15 protein-coding genes are annotated in these 18092 nt (G+C 37.0%); 14 read left to right on the top strand and 1 reads right to left on the bottom strand.

Annotated features, from left to right (window positions below):
• Positions 1-103: 103 nt before the first annotated feature.
• The 7 genes from rnc to DLD54_RS05275 all read left to right on the top strand — a co-directional run bounded on the left by rnc (position 104) and on the right by DLD54_RS05275 (position 11404).
• On the top strand, positions 104-790 hold the full coding sequence (rnc, locus tag DLD54_RS05305; RefSeq protein WP_109918501.1) for a ribonuclease III: 687 nt from the start codon (positions 104-106) through the stop codon (positions 788-790).
• A 12-nt stretch (positions 791-802) separates the two neighbouring features.
• Positions 803-4366 (top strand): chromosome segregation protein SMC, encoded by a 3564-nt coding sequence (gene smc, locus DLD54_RS05300; RefSeq protein ID WP_109918500.1) that lies wholly within the window; start codon positions 803-805, stop codon positions 4364-4366.
• A gap of 2 nt (positions 4367-4368) precedes the next feature.
• Complete coding sequence (gene ftsY / locus DLD54_RS05295) at positions 4369-5583, top strand: signal recognition particle-docking protein FtsY (RefSeq protein WP_109918499.1); 1215 nt, start codon at positions 4369-4371, stop codon at positions 5581-5583.
• A 28-nt stretch (positions 5584-5611) separates the two neighbouring features.
• Entirely contained in the window at positions 5612-7036 is a 1425-nt protein-coding gene (locus DLD54_RS05290) for a C69 family dipeptidase (protein WP_109918498.1), read from the top strand.
• A gap of 144 nt (positions 7037-7180) precedes the next feature.
• Positions 7181-8053 (top strand): PRD domain-containing protein, encoded by an 873-nt coding sequence (locus DLD54_RS05285; protein WP_109918497.1) that lies wholly within the window; start codon positions 7181-7183, stop codon positions 8051-8053.
• Positions 8031-9914: a beta-glucoside-specific PTS transporter subunit IIABC gene (locus DLD54_RS05280; RefSeq protein ID WP_109918496.1), complete on the top strand. Its 1884-nt coding sequence runs from the start codon at positions 8031-8033 to the stop codon at positions 9912-9914. The genes DLD54_RS05285 and DLD54_RS05280 overlap by 23 nt, the downstream gene beginning before the upstream one ends.
• Positions 9915-9922: 8 nt before the next feature.
• A complete protein-coding gene (locus DLD54_RS05275) occupies positions 9923-11404 on the top strand; it encodes a glycoside hydrolase family 1 protein (protein WP_109918495.1) in 1482 nt (493 codons plus the stop codon).
• A gap of 46 nt (positions 11405-11450) precedes the next feature.
• Here DLD54_RS05275 and DLD54_RS05270 read toward each other — a convergent pair whose 3' ends face one another.
• Positions 11451-12884, bottom strand: coding sequence for an APC family permease (locus DLD54_RS05270; RefSeq protein ID WP_162542260.1), 1434 nt, complete (start codon positions 12882-12884; stop codon positions 11451-11453).
• A gap of 379 nt (positions 12885-13263) precedes the next feature.
• Between DLD54_RS05270 and ylxM the strand changes: the two genes are divergently transcribed.
• The 7 genes from ylxM (at position 13264) to DLD54_RS05235 (ending at position 18021) form a co-directional block, all read left to right on the top strand.
• Positions 13264-13605 (top strand): YlxM family DNA-binding protein, encoded by a 342-nt coding sequence (gene ylxM, locus DLD54_RS05265; RefSeq protein WP_109918494.1) that lies wholly within the window; start codon positions 13264-13266, stop codon positions 13603-13605.
• A gap of 4 nt (positions 13606-13609) precedes the next feature.
• The gene (ffh, locus tag DLD54_RS05260) at positions 13610-15037 is read left to right on the top strand and encodes a signal recognition particle protein (protein WP_109918493.1); all 1428 of its coding nucleotides are present in this window, start codon (positions 13610-13612) and stop codon (positions 15035-15037) included.
• 86 nt (positions 15038-15123) lie between these two features.
• Complete coding sequence (gene rpsP, locus DLD54_RS05255) at positions 15124-15396, top strand: 30S ribosomal protein S16 (protein ID WP_038523039.1); 273 nt, start codon at positions 15124-15126, stop codon at positions 15394-15396.
• Positions 15397-15460: 64 nt separating this feature from the next.
• Complete coding sequence (rimM, locus tag DLD54_RS05250; protein ID WP_109918492.1) at positions 15461-15976, top strand: ribosome maturation factor RimM; 516 nt, start codon at positions 15461-15463, stop codon at positions 15974-15976.
• On the top strand, positions 15966-16691 hold the full coding sequence (gene trmD / locus DLD54_RS05245) for a tRNA (guanosine(37)-N1)-methyltransferase TrmD (RefSeq protein WP_109918491.1): 726 nt from the start codon (positions 15966-15968) through the stop codon (positions 16689-16691). The genes rimM and trmD overlap by 11 nt, the downstream gene beginning before the upstream one ends.
• Positions 16692-16808: 117 nt before the next feature.
• Positions 16809-17156, top strand: a complete 348-nt coding sequence (rplS, locus tag DLD54_RS05240; RefSeq protein WP_038523030.1) for a 50S ribosomal protein L19 — start codon at positions 16809-16811, stop codon at positions 17154-17156.
• A gap of 100 nt (positions 17157-17256) precedes the next feature.
• Positions 17257-18021, top strand: a complete 765-nt coding sequence (locus tag DLD54_RS05235; RefSeq protein WP_109918490.1) for a nucleoside phosphorylase — start codon at positions 17257-17259, stop codon at positions 18019-18021.
• Positions 18022-18092 lie beyond the last annotated feature (71 nt).

Genomic DNA, 18092 nt, shown 5'->3' with positions numbered 1-18092 from the left:
AAGCTTAAAAACTAATGTTGAGAAAACTATTGTTATTAGAGACAATAGTTTTCTTTTTTACTAGTAAAAACTGGTATAATCATTGTATTAAGGGGATGACAAAATGGTTAGTACTAAATTTATTAATCGTCTATATGATAAATATAAAATTAAATTTAATAATCCGAAGTTATTAGAGGAAGCTTTTACCCATTCGTCTTATGCTAACGAACATCCAGAAGAAGGAATTCGTGATTACGAAAAACTAGAGTTTTTGGGAGACGCTGTTCTTGAGCTAGCAATTTCTGATTACCTTTACCGCAACTTCACTAGTTTAAATGAGGGTGAGTTAACCAGAATGCGTTCTAATATTGTAGATACAGAAGGCTTTGCAGAATTTGCCCAAAAATTTGGTTTTCCAGCGGAAATTAATCTGGGTCATGGTGAGGAAAAAGCAGGTGCGCGCTCACGTAAGACGCTTTTAGAAGATGTTTTTGAAGCATTTAACGGTGCGCTTTTTCTTGATCAAGGCATGGAAGCTGTCGAACATTTTTTGAATTTGACTGTCTATCCGTTAATTGATGCGGGCAAATTTGATGCTTCACGCGATTACAAGACCGATTTGCAGGAGTTCTTACAACAAGATGGTCCTGTTAAAATTGAGTATGAGGTTTTAAAAGAAGAACAAATGCCGTCAAACTTTACGGTTCAATTGGTAGTTAATGGTAAGATAATGTCTCAAGGACAAGGGCATAATAAGAAGGCTGCCGAACAGGAAGCTGCCAAGTTTGCCTTGTCTAAACTCAATTAAGGAGATGAGTGTGTGCCACTTACAGAGTTGATAATTGACGGGTTCAAATCTTTTGCAGAAAAAACAAAGATACAATTTGATACCGGTATTACTGGTATAGTTGGTCCTAACGGTAGTGGCAAAAGTAATATCACTGAGGCAATTCGCTGGGTTATGGGTGAATCCAGCGCTAAATCATTACGGGGCTCAAATATGAAAGACGTGATATTTGCCGGCAGTGAATTTCGCAAACCCGCTAATCATGCAGAAGTTTCCCTAATTTTTGACAATAAAAAGCGTGAGCTGAACTTTAAAGATGATAAAGTAGTCGTGACCCGCCGAATTTTGCGCTCAGGAGATAACGAATACTTAATCAACAAGAGAAACGTCAGACAAAAAGATGTTCGCGCGTTGTTTTTAGATTCTGGTATTTCTCAAGACAGTCTTGCTATTATATCTCAAGGTCGAGTGGACCAAATCCTCAATTCCAGACCGGAAGAGCGCCGGTCATTATTTGAAGAAGCAGCAGGAGTTTTGCATTTTAAAAAACAAAAAGAAGAAGCAGCAGTTCAACTTAAGCAAACGACTGAAAATTTAATTAGGATAAACGATTTAGTTAAGGAATTGGCGCAACGAATTGAACCACTTCATGAACAAAGTTCTTTAGCTAAGGAATACCAATTTCAGAAAAAAGGTTTAGATGAGAAACTAAAAGCTTTGTTAGCTTTTGAGATACAGGACCTAGATAAGCAAAAACAAGCAGAACAGGAAAAGGCTGATCAAAACCAAGTTCTTTTGTCAAAACTTGACCGTGAAGTAAAAGAGTCTCAAAATGCTGTTACCTCTAAAAGGGAAGAGTATAAAAAATTAAATACTCAACGAGAGCAAATTCAACAAGATTTGCTGGCTTTGACAAAGAAACTTTCTGATATCAATACTAATCTGCAAGTTGTTGAGCAGAGCAAGCAATACAGTGAAGCAACCAAAAAAGAGTATCAGTCTGAACTAGAAGAATTAAAAAAACAAATTACCACTTTAAAAACAGATTGCTCATCTTTAAGAGAACAAGAAGACGATTTGCTTGAAAGACAAAAAAGGTTGCAAGAAAAGCGAGCTGAACTTGCGCAACAGCTAAAAGATAATCCAGACGAATTAAATGCCCGTCTTGAAAAAAAGAGAACTGATTACATTCAACTGTTGCAAGATCAAACTTCAAATAACAATGAAATAGTTTATCTTAAGTCTGAGTTGAAGAAAATATCGGATGGTAGCCAGTATCAAACTACAGATGTTGCCCAACAACTTGCAAATGAGACTGATGAACTAAAACGTTTAAGAGATGAAGGCAAGAGACTGAAGGAAAAATATCAGTCTGAAAAAACAGAATTAGAAGGTCTCACTAAAAAACAAACAGAAAAGCAAAAAAGCCTGTTTGCTGTTAAACAAGCTTTAGAAAGTCACAAGCAGCAATATAACCAGTTAAAAGCGCGTAATGATGCTTTAGAAAATATTCGCAAACGTCATGAAGGCTACTATTATGGTGTTAAGAACGTTCTCAATAATTTGGCAGATTATCCCGGGGTAATTGGTGCCGTAGGTGAATTAATTTCTTTTCCAGCTAAGTTTGAAGCAGCTATGGCAACTGCATTAGGTAGCGGAGTGCAAGACCTAGTTACCAAAACAAAAACTGACGCCCGCGATGCAATTAATAAGCTCAAAAAACGGGGGGCAGGACGAGCAACTTTTTTACCATTAGATGGCCTTAGAGAATATACAATACCCCCTTCAACTGTCAAAATTATATCAGCTTATGAAGGTTATCAAGGTATAGCGAGTGAATTAGTTGCCAGTATTCCAGGAGTAGATATCAACTCTGCCATTAATTATTTGCTAGGTAGTACTATAGTCGTTGATACAATTGAAAGTGCTATGACAATTAGGCAGCGCGTTGCCCGCTACCGCATAGTCACACTTGATGGTGATGTCATTTCACCAGGTGGATCCATGACTGGCGGTACTCGCAATCAAAAAAGCAATTCGCCGCTGCAGACAGTTGCTGAAATTAACAAGTTGCAGGCAGCTATTAAAGAAATACGCAGCAAGATTGCTGGTGAAGAAGAACTATTTACCAAAATAGACGCTCAAGAAAATAACCTGTTAAAAGAAATAGCACAGAAACAGGAAGAAAAACAGCAACTAAGTCGAGACCTAGGAGAAGCCGTTCTTTCTTATCAAAATCAAGAAAAAGAAGTTAACAGACTGAAAGAAGCAAACAAATTATTTGAGCATCAGGAACAAGAAAGAAATAAAGAAATTGCTTCTACCAAAGAGGCATTAGAATCAGCTACTGCCAAAAAAGCAACTTTTGAAAAGGAAATAATCACTCAAAAAGGTTTGATTGCTGATTTGCAAAATAAAATCAAGAACTTCTCTACATTAAATGAGCAAGTGCAAGATAAATTAGGTCAGCTTGACCCCCAAATCGCCGTTTATGCCAATAAACTGGAAAACATCGTTAATCAAGAATCCGAAAAAAAACGAGAACTGGAGCGGCAGCAAAAGCAAGTTACCGTCTTAACAGAAAAATTACACAGTCTTGAGCAAAACAGTAATCTTGATCATGAAAACAAGACCAAGTATGAAACTGAAAAAACTAAGAGTGAAACACAAAGGCAAGATTTACAAAAGCAACTGAATACATTAAGCTCAAAATTAGGTCAATTTGATGCCAAGATCAATCAGCTTGATCAGGTAGCAAGCCGTAACTATGACCTGCGTAAAGATGCTGCTGCTGAACAAGAAAGATTTTCTGTAGCAATTGCACAATTTAACAGTAAAATTGACCAGCGACTTACTAGACTAAGTGAAGACTATTCCCTAACTTATGAAGCTGCCCTTGAGCAGGCAAAAACTACTAATAACAAGGAGAATAGGGCGCAACTCGAGCGGGATGTCAAATTACATCGTATGTCCTTAGAAGATATTGGTCCGGTTAATTTGAAATCTATTGAAGAATATGAGAATGTTAAAAAACGCTATGATTTTCTCAATGGACAACAAAACGACTTGTTAAAAGGTCGGGATAATTTGGAAAAATCAATGTCGGAGTTGGATCAAGAAGTTTGCAATCGTTTTAGCAAAACATTTAATGCTGTGGCAGAGAGCTTTTCAGATTTATTTCCGGTAGTATTTGGTGGTGGCAATGCCAAACTGGTGTTAACCGCACCTGAAGATTTACTTGCAACTGGAATTGAAATTATTGCCCAACCGCCAGGAAAGAAGTTGCAAAAATTGAGCTTGCTTTCGGGTGGAGAAAGAGCTTTAACTGCCATCACGTTATTGTTTGCTATGCTTAAAGTTAAACCAGTACCTTTTTGCGTACTTGATGAAGTCGAAGCAGCACTAGATGATGCCAACGTTACTCGTTTTGCCCAATTTTTGGAAAGATATGATATGCACACGCAATTCATTGTGATAACACATAGACGGGGAACAATGGAAAGGGCAGATCAGTTATACGGCGTAGTGATGCAAGAATCGGGTGTATCACAAGTATTGTCTGTTTCTTTAAAAGAATTAAAAAATGAGGTGAAATAAAATTGGGATTATTTGATAAAATTAAAAAGTCTTTATTTGGCGAAGATGAAGAAAAGAATACTGCAGAAGAAAAAAAGCAGACTGAAAAAGAGGGCTCAAAAGAAGGGCAGGATAGAGATCAAACTCAACTAGACAAAGAGACAAAAAATGATTCAAAATTAAGTGATGATTCAGCACAAGAAGAAAAGGATGCAACTGCTATCACAAAAAGCGAAGACAGTGAGAGTGAGTCTTCATCTAGTGAATCGCTGGGTGAGAGTGAGTCAGATGCAAAAAGAGCCACGAATGAAACTGAATTATACGAAAAGGGTTTAGAAAAAACAAACCAAGGCTTTGGCGCAAGACTAAATCGGTTTTTTGCTCAATTTCGTACAGTTGATGAAGATTTTTTTGATGATCTGGAAGAGTTACTGATAGAATCCGATGTCGGTTATGAAACAGCTGAAGAATTAACTGATGAGTTGCGAGATGAGGCAAAATTACAAAAAGCAAAATCTCGTGATGATTTGAAGAAAGTCATAGTAGAAAAATTAGTTAATCTTTATGACGAAAATGGTAATTCTGAAAATGAAAAGCTTAAAGTACATAATGATGGTAAACCTAACATCTATCTTTTTGTAGGTGTCAATGGAGCAGGCAAAACCACCACGATTGGCAAATTGGCGAAACGTTTCAAAGACCAAGGTAAAACCGTTCTCTTAGCAGCAGCTGATACTTTTAGAGCTGGAGCTGTTGAGCAACTAGAACAATGGGGCGAAAAAGTTGGTGTGCCGGTTGTTACGGGACAGCAGCAGGCTGATCCCGCTTCAGTAGTTTACGATGCAACCGATAAAGCCCTAAAAGAAAATTATGATTATTTGTTGGTGGATACTGCAGGACGCCTGCAAAATAAAAAGAATTTAATGAGTGAGCTTGAGAAAATCGAGCGCACTATTAAGAAGCAGGCACCTGCTGAACCGACAGAAACCTTATTAGTTTTGGATGGCTCAACTGGTCAAAATGCGCTTTTACAAGCTAAAGATTTTGATAAAACCACGAAACTAACTGGATTGGTCTTAACCAAGTTGGACGGCTCGTCTAAAGGGGGAGTGGTTTTAGCGATCAGAAACGAAATGAAACTACCGGTTAAATTAGTTGGTTTAGGCGAAAAACCTAGCGATCTAGCCGACTTTGATGCTGCAAACTATGCAGTGGGTCTATTTCATGATTTAATTTAATATAAAACAATTTCAAGGGGAGATATTAATGAAAGAATACAGTGCATGTACTACTATTTTAGTTGGCAAAAAAGCTTCGATTGATGGTTCAACCATGATTGCTCGTAATGATGATACTTTTCGTCCCATTACACCGCAAAAGTTTATTATCAGACCTGCTGCTAAAAATGAATCTGGTCGTAAAATTAAGTCTTGGTTGAATAAGTTTGAATTAGACTTACCTGAAAATGCTCAAGCTGTTCCGGCTGTACCAAATGTTGATTACAAAAACCGTGGTTATTACGATGAAAGTGGTATTAATAAAGAAAACGTGGCAATGTCATGTACTGAATCAACATACGGTAATGAACGTGCGCTTGCTTTTGATCCACTAGTAAAAGACGGTCTTGATGAGGATTGTATGCAGTCTGTTGTTTTACCTTATATTCACTCCGCCAGAAATGGTGTTGAATATTTAGGTGAACTAATAGCCAAATATGGCTCACCAGCAGGTAATTCAGTCCTTTTTGGTGATAAGGATGAAATTTGGTACATGGAAATCGTTACCGGTCATCATTGGGTGGCACAGCGTATTCCAGATGATGCTTATGCCGTAGCTGCTAACCGTGTATCAATTGAACAAGTGGACTTTGATGATTCAGACAACTTTATGTGGAGTGAAGGCATTCAAGAGTTTGTGGCGCAACATCATTTAAACGTTGATCATCAGGGTTGGAATTTCCGTCATATTTTTGGTACCTATAGTCAGCAAGATCGATTTTATAATACTAACCGCGTGTGGTACGGTCAAAAATATTTTAATCCTGAAATTGAGCAAGATCCTACTGACGGAGATTTGCCATTTATTCGTCGAGCAGCTAAGAAAATTACCAGAGAAGACATTGAATTTGTGCTCGGTAGCCATTACCAAAACACACCTTATGATCCCTTTGGCAAAGGAACAGAAGAAGAAAAACATCGTTTCCGTCCCATTGGATTGAATAGAACGCAGAATTCACATATTTTACAAATAAGAAACGATGTTGAAAGTGATAAGGCTGCAATCATGTGGTTATGTATCGGCGGACCTACATTTACACCTTTCGTGCCATTTTTTGCCAATATGAATGACACTGATCCTTCATACAACAATACTTCTTTGGAATATAATCTTGATGATGCTTGGTGGTATTATAAATCTTTGGCTGTTTTAGTAGAAAGTCACTACCCACAATTCGTACAATTAGATACTGACTATTTAACTGAACTTAACCAATATTATCGCAGGCGTGTAGAAGATGTGATTGCTCAAGCTCAAGGCAAAACTGGTGCTGAATTGACTTCATATTTGACTAAGGCTAATCAAGAAACAGTGGCTTATACTCGCAAAAGGTCAGAAAAATTGTGGGCACAAATGATGATTGACTCAATCAATATGTCTAAATTAACCTTTAATATGGATGAAAATCTCTAAAAAAACTTGAACATAATTCATGAAAGCGATATTATTAATGTGGCAAGTGAATAAGAGTGGATTTGTTAGCTACAATGTGGCGCAAGACTCACTTATCCTTAATCTGAGGATGAGTGAGTCTTTTTTTGTCAAAAGGGAATGAAAATGATTATTAAAAAAATACTGAATAACGGCGGAGTAGTGACCACTAATAAAAATGGGGCAGAAATTGTTGTCTTGGGAAAAGGAATTGCTTTTGGCAAAAAGGTGGGGGATACCATTCCTAAAGACAAAGTTTATAAAATTTTTTCTCCGGTAAGTGATAAACAAAGAAAAGTTTTATTGCAAACGATTCACGAAACAGATCCCATCTTTTTTCAAATTGCACAAAAAATTGTTGATAGGTTAAAAAAGGAAGAAGGGATAGAGCTCGCAGACAGTGTTTATATTACATTGACTGATCACTTGGCAACCAGCGTAGAAAGGGGAAAGAAGGGACTTTATTTAAGCAATAGTTTTCTGTGGGAAATTCAGAATTATTATCCGAAAGAGTATAGATATGGAATTTGGGCTTTAAAGTTATTAAATAAGCAGTTTAAGTTAAATTTTCCAGAAGATGAGGCCGGTTTTATCGCCGTTCATATTATTAGTGGAGAGTTAGGCAACGATATTAGTGATTTCAAGAAATCAGTTGATTTTATTAAGGAAATTACTAAAATTGTTCGTTATTACTTTAAGATAAATATTGATTATCAATCTTTAAGTTATAACCGGTTCGTAATACATTTAAAATTTTTTTGGAAATATATGGTCTATCAAAAGGATAAAAAATCATTTGGTGACTTGAGTAGTGAAATTCTTGAAGTCATAAAAAACAGTGATGTTGCCGCTTATAAATGTGCTTTGAAGATCAAAGAATATATCACTAAGACATACAATTATGATCTTAGCAACGAAGAAGTAATGTATTTAGCCATTCACATAAACAAAATAACTTCAGAAACGGAGAAAAAGAATGAAATACGAAGAGATGATTAAAGAAATTTTAGCTGCAATTGGAGGTGCAGATAATATTCAATCTGTGGTCCACTGTTCAACTAGACTGCGGTTTGTTTTAAAAAATGATCAAAAAGCAGATCCCAAACAAGCCGAAAAGATTGACGGTGTCCTGCAAGTAATACAAAAAGGAGGACAATTCCAATTTGTAATAGGAAATAATGTGGGAGAAGTATACGACCAACTTGCAAGTGATATTAAGCTGGAAGGCTCTCAATCTAATGCCGAAAATCCAAGTGGTGAGAAGAAAAAAGCAAGTATCTTTGATGCTATTATCAGTGCGATTACTGGTTCAATTGCCCCTGCTATACCTTTATTAGCGGGTGCTGGTATGGGTAAGGTCTTACTCTTGATTTTGACAATTACCCATGTAATGTCTGATAAAAGTCAAACATACCAACTTTTAAATTTGATTTTTGATACGGGATATTATTTCATTCCAGCTTATGTAGGCTTTTCTGCCGCAAAAATATTTAAAACGGATAGCATGCTAGGTGCCTTTATCGGTTTAGTTACCGTCAATCCTAATTGGGTGGGCATCGTAACAGCAAATAAGCCATTTAAATTTTTAGGGTTGCAAGTGCCACTAATTCAATATTCTTCGACTTTAATCACAGCAATTCTGTCTGTGTGGATAATGTCGTACATTTATAAGCTTGTTAGGAAAATCACACCAGGGATGGTTAAAGTTTTCATGGAACCAATGCTGACGATGTTAATTACTGCTCCCTTAGTATTTTTATTTATTGGTCCACTTTCAAACTGGATTTCTCAAGGTATTGCGTTTATTTCAATGTGGTTATTCCATAATGCCGGCTTCATAGCAATTCCTATTTTAGCTGCCGCATATCCATGGTTGGTTTCAGTTGGTATTCATAAAGCTTTATCGCCTATTAGTATTCAATTAGTGGCAGAACAGGGTTTTGATCCGATTATTCGTGTCGTTGCGCTTTGTTCTAATATCTCACAAGCGGCAGCTTCTCTTGCAGTTGGCTTAAAAAGCAAAGATAAAAAGTTAAAATCTCTTGCCCTTTCGTCAAGTGCGACGGCTTTTTTAGGTGGTATAACAGAACCGGCATTATTTGGTGTTAACCTTAAGCTAAAAAAGCCCATGTATGGCGCAATGATTGGAGGAGCAATTGCCGGCTTAGTAGCCAGTTTCTTGAAGTTAAAAGCATTTATTTATGTTACTCCCGCTATTTTAAGTTTACCAATGTGGGTTTCTAAGACTGAAAACTTTGTCATTCAGGCAATCATTATTATGATAGTTGCCAGTATTGTCACTTTCATAGCTACCTGGCTAATTGGGTTTGATGACCCGGTTCAGACAGAGCAGGCAGAAAGTAAACAAGATAAGGTTAATTCTCAACGTCATCCAAGTTTTAACTTAAAAGCACCTGTTAAAGGAAAACTAGAAGACATTACACAAGTTAGTGATCCGACATTTTCAAGCAACGTAATGGGAAAAGGCATTGCCATAATACCAGAAGAAGGTCGAATTGTTGCACCTGCTGATGGAATAGTTAGCGCCGTTTTTGAAAGTCAACATGCGATTGGATTGCATTTAAAAAATAACGCGGATGTTCTAATTCACATTGGCATAGACACGGTTGAATTAAAAGGTCGCGGCTTTGAGCAGTTTGTCAAAAAGGGAGACGAGGTTAAAGAAGGACAAGAGCTGATTAGATTTAATATTGCTGAAATAAAAAAAGCGGGCTATGATCCCACGGTTTTAATGGTTGTAACCAATACTAAAGACTTTTTGCAAGTATTACCAATAATTGATAAAGAAGCAGCAAAGAAAAATGTATCGGATAACGACAACGTCATGTTACTAGTTTAGGAGAAAATATGGATTATTATAATGTTCCCCCAAATTTTATTTGGGGCTTGGCAACTTCAGCAAATCAAGTTGAAGGAGCCTGGAATGAGGGTGGAAAAGGTTTTTCAATTGCGGATATTGAAAAGTACGATTCAGCTAAAGACCCAAATGATTATCAAAAAGTAAACCAAATAACGACTAGTGATATTCAAATAGCAATGGCAGATAAAAACACGGCTGCTTACGGTAAAAGACATGGGGTAGATTTTTATCATCGTTATGACAGCGACCTCACCCTTTTAAAACAAACAGGAATCAGTGCTATGAGAACTTCAATTGCCTGGAGTAGAATTTTTCCTCAAGGTGACGAAAAAGAACCCAATTTAGATGGCTTAAAATTTTACGATCATTTATTTGCTAAGATGCAGGCTTTAAAAATTCAACCTATAATCACTTTGTCCCATTATGAAATGCCACTGCAATTAGTATTAAAATATAATGCTTGGTATGATAAAAAAGTTGCTGATTATTTCGTTAAATTCGCTAAATTAGTCATTGACCGCTATCATGGGTTGGTAAAATACTGGATACCCATCAACGAAATAGATAGTATTTTGCGCCACCCATATTCTTCTGGAGGCTTAGTTGGAGATAGGTTTCCTCAGAAAAATTTTCAAGAGGTAATTTATCAAGCTCTGCATAATCAAATTACTGCTTCTGCAGCGATTACCAATTACATTCATGAAAATTATCCTGACCTGATGGTTGGCAGTATGATCACTAGTACGATGGTTTATCCTTATAACAGTGATCCGCAAAATATGCTGCAGGCTACAGCGGTGATGCGGGAAAGTTTGAATTTTAGCGACGTGCAGATACGAGGTCAATATCCTCCTGTTTTATTGCAAAAAATAAAGAAATTGCAACTTAATGTAAAAATGACGAAACAGGAATTACAGACCATTGCCAAGGGCACAGCAGATTTTGTTGCCTTTTCATACTATTCTTCCGTTTGCACTGCTTATAATACTGAGGGACTCAAGGTCACGAAGGCTAACAGAACCGCAGGAGTGTTTAATAAATATCTCCCTGTCAGTGAATGGGGCTGGCAAATAGACCCAATCGGTTTAAGATTAACATTGATTAATTTATATGATAGATACCAAAAGCCCTTGTTTATAGTTGAAAATGGACTAGGTGCTAAAGATACTTTGACTAAAGACCAAAAGGTTCACGATGAGTATCGCATTGATTATTTGAAAAAACATATTGCACAAATGCTTGAATCAGTTAATAATGATGGTATTGAATTAATGGGTTATTTAATGTGGGGTACAACTGATATGGTTTCAGCTTCAACTACTCAAATGTCTAAACGTTATGGCCTAGTTTACGTTGATCTCGATGATTACGGCAAGGGAACGTATCAGCGATATAAAAAGGATTCTTTTTATTGGTACAAAGATTTATTATCTTATGATCGACAGATACCCAAAAAGTTTTTTGAATAGGACAATTTTTACTTAAATAAAAAGCCTGGGAGGCCCCAGGCTTTTCTTATTTCTTAATGTTATTGTTCATAGTTGAATGGCGCATGCCATAAACCAAATAAATAATAATGCCAATAATTGACCAAATTAACATGTATTTCTTAGCTTGAAGATCTAGGCCCCAAAACACAGCTAATGAACCTAAAAATGCTAAAAGCGGTAAAACAGGGTACCAAGGCATTTTGAATGCTGGATCAACGATGTCTTTTCCTTCTCGCGGTCTTAAACGGTAAATTCCAATTGACACGAACATAAAGGCAATTAAAGTTCCGGCAGAAACTAATTGTGTTAGGAAGGTAAATGGTATAAAAGACGAGATAATAATTGAAACAATGGCGATGGTCCATAACGAATTGGCTGGGCGATGTTCACGATTTAACTTACCCAGTTGTTTAGGTAACATGCCATCACGTCCAAGTGAGTAAACTAAACGTGAGCTTGCCATACAAAGCCCAATTAAGGCCGTAAACATACCTAAAATTGCGATTGATTGCACAATAGTAGCAATGTGAGTAAAACCGGTTTTTCTCAAAGCATAACCAACTGGCTCAGCCGAGTTTAGGTATTGTTGATAAGGCACCATGCCCACCAGAACTAAACTTACTGCCACAAATAAAGCCACAGCAATGAACAATGAGCCAATAATTCCTTTTGGCAGTGTTTTTTGAGGATTAACAGCTTCTGCTGAGTTAGACGCTATGGTATCAAATCCTAAAAATGAAATATAAATCATGGAAACCCCAGCGTAAATACCTTGCCAGCCACCAAAAGGTCCCTTTGCAGTTGCGCGGTAATGAGGAATAAATGGAATAAAATTAGCTTTTTTAACAACTGTCAAGCCCACAATAACAAAAAGCAATATTGCTAAAACTTTGACTACTACTAACACATTTTCTACGCGAGAGGCTTTTGAAACACCAAAACTGACTAAAAATGCGGCCAATAAAATTGCTATTAATGCCACTAAATCAACTAAACCACCATTGACACCTAATGGATTAGCTAAGGCAGCTGGTAATTTCCAACCAAGGGGTGCAATTAATGCACGCAGATTAGCTGACAAGCCTGAACTAATAAAGGCCATTCCAATTAAATATTCAGCTAATAGGGCCCAGCCGGAAAACCAACCCCAAAATTCTCCAAAAATCACGTTAATCCAAGAATATACGGAACCAGCAAAAGGCATCGCCGCAGCCATTTCTGCATAAGCAAATGCAACTAAACCAGCTACAATTGATGCTATGACACATGAAATAGCCACCGCGGGTCCAGTATGTAAAGCTGCAACTTCACCTGGTAAAGTAAAAATTGAAGTTGAAACTATAGTCCCTACACCAAGCGCCAAAAAATCACGCACTTTAAGTGTTCTAACTAAATGACCGTCTTTTTCCTGATAAATGCCAGGATCTTCTTTACGGTTCATTTTTTCCCATAAATTCACTGTTTATGCTCCTTAAAGTTTAGTGTTTAATTTACAAATTAATTTATCAGCGAACCAGCAAAAAGTTCACACAGTAAGTGACTAAGGTGTGAACTTTTTTAATATAAATTAAAAGATCAAAACTAACATTTTTTGCAAATTAACAATTTCAATAAAAAAAGTGGTACCTAAATTAATAATTCTCGTACCGACTTTTTGATAAATTTTAAGAATAACTCAATTTATAATCGCTATATAAATATCCAAAAAATTCATTAAAAACCATGATACAAATTTTTATAGTGAAAAGCAAGAACTTGTGTCTTTTGCATACTAAAAAACCGGTTTTCAAGATCGTCAATTACCAACATTTTTGCTATACTGGTTCAAGGTGAGAGTAATGAACGAACTCGAAAAAAATGAAATTTTAGGTGACCTTTACGCATACTATGGTCGTCTTTTAACCAGAAGCCAACAAAATTATTTTGAGGATTATTATTATAATGATTTATCTTTAGGGGAAATAGCTGCCAACCATCATGTTTCTCGGCAGGCAGTCTACGATAATTTACGTCGCTGCCGTAAACTTTTAAAAAATTACGAAGATAATTTACATATGAAGCGTGATTACAATAAAATAGAGCTTAATTTAGACCATGTTATATCCGCAATAAAAGAAGACAATCCAAATGAGGCTCTGGAGCTGTCTACTAATCTATTAAAACAACTAAGGGGAGAATAAATATATGGCATTTGAAAATTTAAGTGAGAGGATTCAAAAGGCCTTAAAAAATTTAACCGGTAAAGGAAAAATATCAGAGGATGATATCGATAGTGCCAGTCGTGAAATAAGACTTGCCTTGCTTGAAGCCGACGTCAATTTTAAAGTTGTAAAAGACTTTATTAAGAAAATTAAGCAGGAAGCACTAGGAAAAGAAGTCCAAGAAAGTCTTAATCCCGGTCAACAGGTTATTAAAATTGTCAATGATGAATTGACTAAGATGATGGGTGATAGTGCCGTAACTTTAAATAAGTCTAAGCACATTCCAACCGTAATTATGATGGTGGGACTTCAAGGTACTGGTAAAACAACTACTGTTGGCAAGCTCGCTAACCTATTAATGCAAAAAGAAAAAGCCCGCCCTTTATTAATCGCAGGCGATATTTACCGTCCTGCTGCTATTGACCAGTTGCAGCAAATTGGCGACCAATTAAAAGTTCCGGTTTATAGCGAAAAGGACCAAAAAGATGTGGCTCAAATTGTCCAAAACGGTTTGCGTCAAGCTGAAACAAACAAAAATGATTATGTCATTATCGATACGGCCGGTCGTCTGGAAATCGATGAACCGCTAATGGCAGAACTTGAGCAAGTTAAAAAGGTGGCGCAGCCAGATAACATTTTATTGGTAGTAGATGCCATGACGGGTCAAGCTGCAACTGATGTTGCCAGAGGATTTGATAGCCGCTTAGATATCACTGGTGTCATTTTAACTAAACTTGATGGTGATACCCGTGGTGGTGCTGCTCTATCAATTAGGGCAGTGACAGGCAAACCAATCATTTATACTGGGCAGGGTGAAAAACTAACAGATTTAGAACAGTTCTACCCTGACCGCATGGCATCAAGAATCTTGGGCATGGGTGACATGCTGACTTTGATTGAAAAAGCTCAACAAGATTATGATGCCAAAAAGGCTGAAGAAGTTGCTGAAAAGATGAAGGAAAATACTTTCGATTTCAACGACTTTGTCGATCAACTGGAACAAGTTGAAAAAATGGGCCCTCTTGATCAATTAATGAAGATGATTCCTGGAATGGCTAACAATCCGCAACTTAAAAATGTCAATTTTGATAAAAAACAGATTGTTTATGTTAAAGCCATTATTTCTTCTATGACAAAAGAAGAACGTGAGAACCCTGAATTACTTAACCCTAGCCGTAGAAGAAGAATTGCAGCAGGTTCTGGACGACCGGTAGTTGAAGTCAACAGAATGATTAAGCAATTTAAACAGGCCCGCGATATGATGAGCAAAATTACCAAGGGTAATTTTAAAGGAATGGACAATTTACCGGGAATGAATTCTCCTATGGGACGAATGGCTATGCGTCACATGGGGAAGAAATTTAAGAAGAATAAGAAAAAACGGATGAAGGTCAAGAGATATCATTCATAAAAAAAGCACCTGTTAAGTAAAAACACTTTACACCTAAAAAAATAAGTGCTATATTATTTAACGTAACTTTTAGGAGGAATAAATTTATGTCAGTAAAAATTCGTATGCGCCGCATGGGTGCTAAGAGAAAGCCATTTTATAGAATCGTTGTCGCTGATTCAAGAATGCCACGTGATGGTCGTTTTATTGAAGAAGTTGGTTACTATAACCCAGTTTCTGTTCCTAAGGAATTGAAATTAGACGAAGACAAGATTTTTGAATGGTTGAAGAAAGGTGCACAACCTTCAGATACTGTACGTTCACTTCTTTCAGGTGCAGGCTTAATGAAGAAACTGCATGATTCCAAATTCAATAAATAGTGAATCGTTTGTTAAAAGTTTGAAGTTGACTACTTCAAACTTTTTTCTTTGACTAGGAGAAATTATGCAATTTTATGATGTTGCACGGATATTGTCTACTCACGGACTTAAAGGGGAAGTAAAAGTTGCGTTAATAACCGATTTTCCTGAAGAACGGTTTGACTTGAATAAAAAGTTAGCTATCAAAAATGATCCCGAAACGGTTTTAACAGTCAGAAAAAGCAGACCCTTTAAGCAATTTTGGCTGATTCAATTTAATGAAATTACTGATATTAACAGTGCTGAAAAGCTAATTGGGGAAACTTTGGTTGTCAGCGAGCAAAATCAACATGAACTGCCTGCAGGATCTTATTATTATCGCGATATATTGGGCTGTGATGTGATAGATAATCAATCGGGGGCTAATTTGGGTCAAATAACTGGTATTGAAACTCCTGGTGCGAACGATGTCTGGGAAATTACCGAAGAAAACGGTAATGAATATTTAATTCCCTATATAGATCAAGTTGTTAAAAAAATAGATGTTGAACATAAAAAAGTTTTTGTAGAACTCTTGGAAGGATTACGCAATGAAGATTAACGTATTGACGCTTTTTCCGGATATGTTTACTCCGCTGACGACTTCAATGCTCGGGCGTGGTCTTGAGGATGGTAAATGGCAGCTCAACTTAGTCAATTTTCGTGATTTTACCACTGATGTTCACCACCATGTTGATGACAGTCCTTATGGTGGTGGCGCTGGCATGGTCTTGCAAATTATGCCGATCAAAAAGGCACTCGACTCAATTAAGAATAAAGGCAAAGTAATCATTACCGCGCCTCAGGGTAAAACTTTTAATCAAAAAATGGCTCAAGAGTGGTCTCAAGCAGAAAATCTCACATTTATTTGTGGTCACTATGAAGGCTTCGACCAGCGCGTTTATGATCTAGCTGATGAAATTGTTTCAATCGGTGATTATGTCCTAACGGGTGGGGAATTGCCGACAATGAGTATGATTGATGCCACAGTTAGATTGATACCGGGAATTTTAGGCAATGATGCCTCACCAGTGGAAGAAAGCTTTGCTCACGGCTTGCTGGAATATCCCCAATATACTAGACCTGATGATTTTGAGGGTATGAAAGTTCCTGCGGTTTTAACGTCTGGCAATCACCAAAAAATAGCTCAATGGCGGCACAAGGAAGCCTTGCGGGCAACTTATTTGTATCGCCCAGATTTGCTTAAAAATTATACTTTGAGTAAAGAAGAAGAAAAAATGCTGGCGCAAATAGAGCAGGAAGAAGATCAAACTTGATTTTAGCTGTTAATTTTGCTAGTATAACTGAGGTGTGAATTTATTTTGCACTAATAGTTAGGGGTATTCCGCTGACGTAGAAAACGCTAATGAATGCCGCAGAAGGAGAAAATAAAAATGGATCCATTAATTCAAGAATTAACCAAAGAACAATTACGTGACGATATTCCTGACTTTCGTGCAGGGGACACAGTTCGTGTTCATGTTCGTGTTGTTGAAGGCTCACATGAACGTATTCAGATGTTTGAAGGCGTAGTTATCAAGCGTAAGGGAACTGGTATTGGTGCCAGCTACACTGTACGTAAGATCGCATCTGGTGTTGGTGTTGAGCGTACTTTTCCAGTAAACGATCCACGTGTTGCCAAGGTTGAAGTATTGCGTCATGGTCGTGTACGTCGTGCTAAACTTTACTACTTACGTGATCGTCACGGCAAGTCTGCTAGAATTGCAGAAAAGCGTCGCTAATTCACGCTTAAGTATAAGAGAATCATTCCGTAAAGGGATGATTCTCTTTTTTGTTTATGGTAAAATCTTCAGCAAAATATTTTTTATGGAGGGTAGAATTATGAATGAACCATTTTTATTAAATTTTGATACTAGTCCAAAAGCAGTTTTAGAACCAGAGCACGAAAAAGAAATTAATCACTTTCATTTTCAAGCTAAATTGCTGTTTGCCTTTTTAACTACAGCTTCAATCAACAAATTTTTAGTTGGTCGTCCTCATAAACAAGTGGGATTTTTTGAATGTTTTGAAGGAAAAACTCCCATTTATGAAGTTGATTTAGATGGAGCAAAGTTTACCCTTTGTCAGGCTAAAATGGGGGCCGCTGCTGCAGTACAACTGTTAGATTGGTTAATAGGTTATGGTGTTAAACAGATTTTAGCAATTGGCTCAGCAGGTTGTTTGGTTGATTTACCAGAAAGTTATTTTCTGGTGCCTACAAAAGCCATAAGAGACGAAGGTACGTCATTTCATTATTTAAAACCAGGGACATTTGTCGAGTTAGAATCTGCATTTTTAGACAAAACAAAGAAACTAATGAACGAAAATGGATTTACGGTTAAAGAAGTAACTACGTGGACTACTGATGGTTTTTTTAGAGAAACTGCCAAGAAAGTAAAACAGGCTAAAGCATTGGGCGCCTCATGTGTTGAAATGGAATGTGCAGCGCTCGCTGCTTGTGCACAATTTAGAGGGGTCGACTTTGCACAAATATTATTTACAGCGGATTCTCTTAAAGACATAGAAAAGCATGATGAAAGAGGCTGGGGCAGGGATGCTCATGAAGGAGCGATTAGTTTAGCTGCTAATATCATTAGTGAAATTTAACCAAGTTTGTGAAAAAATACTGCTGTGGAACTAAAGTGAAACAGCCGCATAATTCACAAGTTATCTAAATG

Origin of the sequence: Lactobacillus helsingborgensis (assembly GCF_003173695.1) — a bacterium.
Lineage (GTDB): Bacteria > Bacillota > Bacilli > Lactobacillales > Lactobacillaceae > Lactobacillus > Lactobacillus helsingborgensis.
The sequence above is the reverse complement of the archived record's forward strand: the minus strand, read 5'-3'. Positions and strand labels throughout refer to the sequence as shown.

Excerpts from the sequence above, each read along its gene's own strand:
- rnc (WP_109918501.1), top strand. The coding sequence starts at position 104 with ATGGTTAGTACTAAATTTATTAATCGTCTATATGATAAATATAAAATT.
- DLD54_RS05290 (WP_109918498.1), top strand. The coding sequence starts at position 5,612 with ATGAAAGAATACAGTGCATGTACTACTATTTTAGTTGGCAAAAAAGCT.
- DLD54_RS05285 (WP_109918497.1), top strand. The coding sequence starts at position 7,181 with ATGATTATTAAAAAAATACTGAATAACGGCGGAGTAGTGACCACTAAT.
- DLD54_RS05280 (WP_109918496.1), top strand. The coding sequence starts at position 8,031 with ATGAAATACGAAGAGATGATTAAAGAAATTTTAGCTGCAATTGGAGGT.
- DLD54_RS05275 (WP_109918495.1), top strand. The coding sequence starts at position 9,923 with ATGGATTATTATAATGTTCCCCCAAATTTTATTTGGGGCTTGGCAACT.
- ylxM (WP_109918494.1), top strand. The coding sequence starts at position 13,264 with ATGAACGAACTCGAAAAAAATGAAATTTTAGGTGACCTTTACGCATAC.
- ffh (WP_109918493.1), top strand. The coding sequence starts at position 13,610 with ATGGCATTTGAAAATTTAAGTGAGAGGATTCAAAAGGCCTTAAAAAAT.
- rpsP (WP_038523039.1), top strand. The coding sequence starts at position 15,124 with ATGTCAGTAAAAATTCGTATGCGCCGCATGGGTGCTAAGAGAAAGCCA.
- rimM (WP_109918492.1), top strand. The coding sequence starts at position 15,461 with ATGCAATTTTATGATGTTGCACGGATATTGTCTACTCACGGACTTAAA.
- trmD (WP_109918491.1), top strand. The coding sequence starts at position 15,966 with ATGAAGATTAACGTATTGACGCTTTTTCCGGATATGTTTACTCCGCTG.
- rplS (WP_038523030.1), top strand. The coding sequence starts at position 16,809 with ATGGATCCATTAATTCAAGAATTAACCAAAGAACAATTACGTGACGAT.
- DLD54_RS05235 (WP_109918490.1), top strand. The coding sequence starts at position 17,257 with ATGAATGAACCATTTTTATTAAATTTTGATACTAGTCCAAAAGCAGTT.